Below are 3,264 nucleotides of genomic sequence, written 5' to 3'. Positions count from 1 at the left end.
TACACAGCTTACTTCATTGAGAAAGTCTAATTCTTCTTGCTTTTTCCAATCGGTCAACATTGAAGAAGTTTGAGCGTAGCCTACTCTTTCTTGCTTTTCGTACCAAGCTTGTGTTCGTTCGTGGAGAGCTTTGTTGTAAACCAATCTTACACATCCCAAAGTGCGCCGCAATAGCGACTCTTGTTCGGGTGTGGGGTAAAATCGGTAAGAATAGGCTTTTTCCATGTCTCATATTTTAGCATATATCGTGTAAATGCGCTAATATTTAACGGTAAAGCCGTCGTAGAACGACGGGGTTTCAGACCCAAATTTTCTGATGACGATATAAATAGCAAAAACTATAGACGAATAGCTATGAGCTTTGGTGAAGAATTTGAATTACTGCTGCGGGCCCGTTATCCTCTCATCTATACTACCACCCTAGAAGAAGAACGTCTCGAAAAAGCGATCGCCGATATTGCCAAACAGAGCAATAACCGTGCTGTCTATGTCTGGGATTTTGTGGATGGTTATCAAGATAATCCCAATAACGAGAACTTTGCTCGGCGTAATCCCCTGCAAGCTCTTGAATTCGTCGAAAAGCTGCCGACTAACATCGCCGCGATCATAATTTTACGCGATTTCCAGCGCTTTTTAGAAGATATTGCCATCGCCAGAAAATTGCGAAATCTGGCCCGTTCTCTGAAATCTCAGCCCAAAAACCTAATTATCGTCGCTCCCGAACTGTCTATCCCCTCGGATCTAACCGAAGTAATCACCGTCGTCGATTTTCCCCTCCCCAGTGGCGAAGAAATTAAACAGGAAATCCAGCGATTAATCGCCGCCACCGGACAACCCGTCAAAGAACCACTCCTGGATGAATTAGTGCTTTCTGCCCAAGGATTATCCCTAGAGAGAATTCGTCGGGTTTTAGCCAAATGTTTAGCCAGTCACGGCAAAATTGAGCCAGAGGACGTGGAATTAATTTTGGCAGAAAAACGCCAATCGATTCGTCAAACCCAGATATTAGACTTTTATCCCGCCACAGAGCAGATTTCTGACATCGGCGGCCTAGATAACCTCAAAGATTGGCTGATTCGTCGCGGTGGTGCCTTTAGTGAACGCGCCCGCGCCTACGGTTTACCCAATCCCCGGGGTTTACTATTGGTGGGAATTCAAGGGACGGGTAAATCCCTGACAGCGAAAGCTATTTCCCATCATTGGCACTTACCCCTACTGCGTCTAGACGTGGGGCGTTTATTTGGCGGATTGGTGGGAGAATCGGAATCGCGTACCCGTCAGATGATTAATCTCGCCGAAGCTTTAGCTCCCTGTGTGCTGTGGATAGACGAAATCGATAAAGCTTTCGCCGGAGTGGATGGGAAAGGCGACGGGGGAACCACCGGGCGGGTTTTCGGGACTTTTATCACTTGGTTAGCCGAGAAACAATCGCCGGTTTTTGTCGTCGCTACAGCTAATAACATCCAATCTCTGCCCCCGGAAATGTTGCGAAAAGGACGCTTCGATGAGATATTTTTTGTCGGACTACCTAGCCAAAAGTCCCGCGAGGAGATTTTTAGCGTTCATTTGGGGAAAGTGCGGCCCCATAATCTGAAAAGTTATGATATAAAGCGATTAGCCTACGAAACTCCCGATTTTTCGGGGGCAGAAATCGAACAAACCATCGTGGAAGCGATGCACATCGGGTTTAGTCAAAATCGTGACTTTAGCACCGATGATGTGCTTGAGGCCGCTAGTCAGATTATACCCCTGGCTCGCACTGCCCAAGAACAGATCCAGTTTCTACAGGATTGGGCTAAGTCCGGTAAAGCTCGTTTAGCCTCTCGCGATGATCGTTTTAATGTCAATCCTAACAGTTAATTTAGCACCAATATGAAGCGTTTATCCGGTTTATTGCAATTTATGCTCGGTTTTGTCATGGGAGTGGCGATTTTGGTCGGTGGGGCTACTGCTGTCGCCTATATGCTTCTCTCCGGTATGAATTCTAATCCTCCTAAACCCGTCTTTACCGAGGAGAAAAAAGAGGAAACTAAGGAGGAAAAAGCTGCTAAACCCCAAGCTGAGGTGAAAGAGTCTCCCACAGCTGCACCAGCACCAAAAGCTTCCCCGAAACCCAGTCCCGAAGAAACAAAAAGAGAAACCAAATCCGAGGGTTATCAAGCGCGGGTGACATGGCAAAGCGGTTTAAGTTTGCGCTCTGAACCTACCAGTGAATCGACTCGTCTCGGCGGTCTGGATTATAATACTAAAGTCAGTGTGGTGGGAACCAGCAGCGACGGCCAATGGCATCGCGTGCGTCTGTCCGATGGTCGCGAAGGTTGGATTAAAGCGGGTAATATTTCTAGAGTCGAGTAAATATTTAGAAGGGTTAGGTTTTAGGTTTTCTAAATCTACCCCTTTCCCTAATCAGTAATTGGACAAAGTTAAATTCACACTCTGGCAGGAGAGAACCCCAGAACTGCTCAACTCCAGAAGTCAAAAATATCTGTGATTAATCCTGTCTGGGTACTTAATCACTACTTCAAGAGCGATTATCGCGATTAACTTTTCTGATTAACCAATAACTTGCCGCTAAAGCTAAGGTTCCCACAGTGAGGGCAATTAAATCATCTTTACTGTATTTATTGGGGTCAAAAATAATAATTTTTCGAGAGATGGCAATTAAAGCCGTAACTACGACTAATTCAACCTGTACGATGTGTTTTCTTAGGTAAGCAGTGACGTTTTCTAATAACTCTAAAGCGATCAAAATATTGAGAAATAATCCGAAGATTTCAATTAAAGTTTTACTAAAAAAACCGACGGGTTCCGTAGTAAATAGGTCTTTGATTAGGATAACTACTAGGTCATAAAGAGAAACAATAATAACAACAATTAAGGCTACGGATAAAACCTTAGAAACTATGTTTTCGATGAGATGAATCGACCTCATGAAATCTTCATCGCGCCATTGTTGACCAAAATTGATAAGTAGTTTCCGTATCTGTTTGAGCATGATCGATTAAGTAAAAAGTAAAAATTATTATTGTATTTTATTGCTAATTGTTCTATTTAGTTGACAAGTAAGTATATCCCCCCTTGATAAAGGGGGTGCTGATCCCCCCTTGATCCCCCCTTGATAAAGGGGGTGCTGATCCCCCCTTGATCCCCCCTTAATAAGGGGGGTGCTGATCCCCCCTTGATCCCCCCTTAATAAGGGGGGTGCTGATCCCCCCTTGATCCCCCCTTAATAAGGGGGGTGCTGATCCCCCCTTGATCCCCCCT

4 protein-coding genes are annotated in these 3,264 nt (G+C 44.9%); 2 read left to right on the top strand and 2 right to left on the bottom strand.

Annotated features, from left to right (window positions below; all coding sequences use genetic code 11):
- Positions 1 to 225, bottom strand: a 225-nt coding sequence (locus tag IM450_RS06985; RefSeq protein ID WP_287666247.1) for a helix-turn-helix domain-containing protein, incomplete at its 3' end; no start/stop codon positions are given.
- A 129-nt stretch (positions 226 to 354) separates the two neighbouring features.
- On the opposite strand from IM450_RS06985, the gene IM450_RS06980 reads away from it, so the two are divergent.
- Both IM450_RS06980 and IM450_RS06975 read left to right on the top strand, forming a co-directional pair.
- Entirely contained in the window at positions 355 to 1,860 is a 1,506-nt protein-coding gene (locus IM450_RS06980) for an AAA family ATPase (RefSeq protein WP_002800920.1), read from the top strand.
- A gap of 12 nt (positions 1,861 to 1,872) precedes the next feature.
- Positions 1,873 to 2,355, top strand: a complete 483-nt coding sequence (locus tag IM450_RS06975) for an SH3 domain-containing protein (RefSeq protein ID WP_002800919.1) — start codon at positions 1,873 to 1,875, stop codon at positions 2,353 to 2,355.
- Between the two features lie 166 nt (positions 2,356 to 2,521).
- Here the strand turns inward: IM450_RS06975 and IM450_RS06970 are convergent, their stop codons facing one another.
- The gene (locus tag IM450_RS06970; protein WP_002800917.1) at positions 2,522 to 2,995 is read right to left on the bottom strand and encodes a phosphate-starvation-inducible PsiE family protein; all 474 of its coding nucleotides are present in this window, start codon (positions 2,993 to 2,995) and stop codon (positions 2,522 to 2,524) included.
- Positions 2,996 to 3,264: the final 269 nt, after the last annotated feature.

The organism is Microcystis sp. M083S1, assembly GCF_020246405.1.
Lineage (GTDB): Bacteria > Cyanobacteriota > Cyanobacteriia > Cyanobacteriales > Microcystaceae > Microcystis > Microcystis aeruginosa_C.
This window is presented reverse-complemented; position numbering and strand designations above follow the sequence as displayed.

Bases quoted from the DNA above. Each gene is read 5' to 3' on its own strand.
- IM450_RS06980 (WP_002800920.1), top strand. From the start codon at position 355: ATGAGCTTTGGTGAAGAATTTGAATTACTGCTGCGGGCCCGTTATCCT.
- IM450_RS06975 (WP_002800919.1), top strand. From the start codon at position 1,873: ATGAAGCGTTTATCCGGTTTATTGCAATTTATGCTCGGTTTTGTCATG.
- IM450_RS06970 (WP_002800917.1), bottom strand. From the start codon at position 2,995: ATGCTCAAACAGATACGGAAACTACTTATCAATTTTGGTCAACAATGG.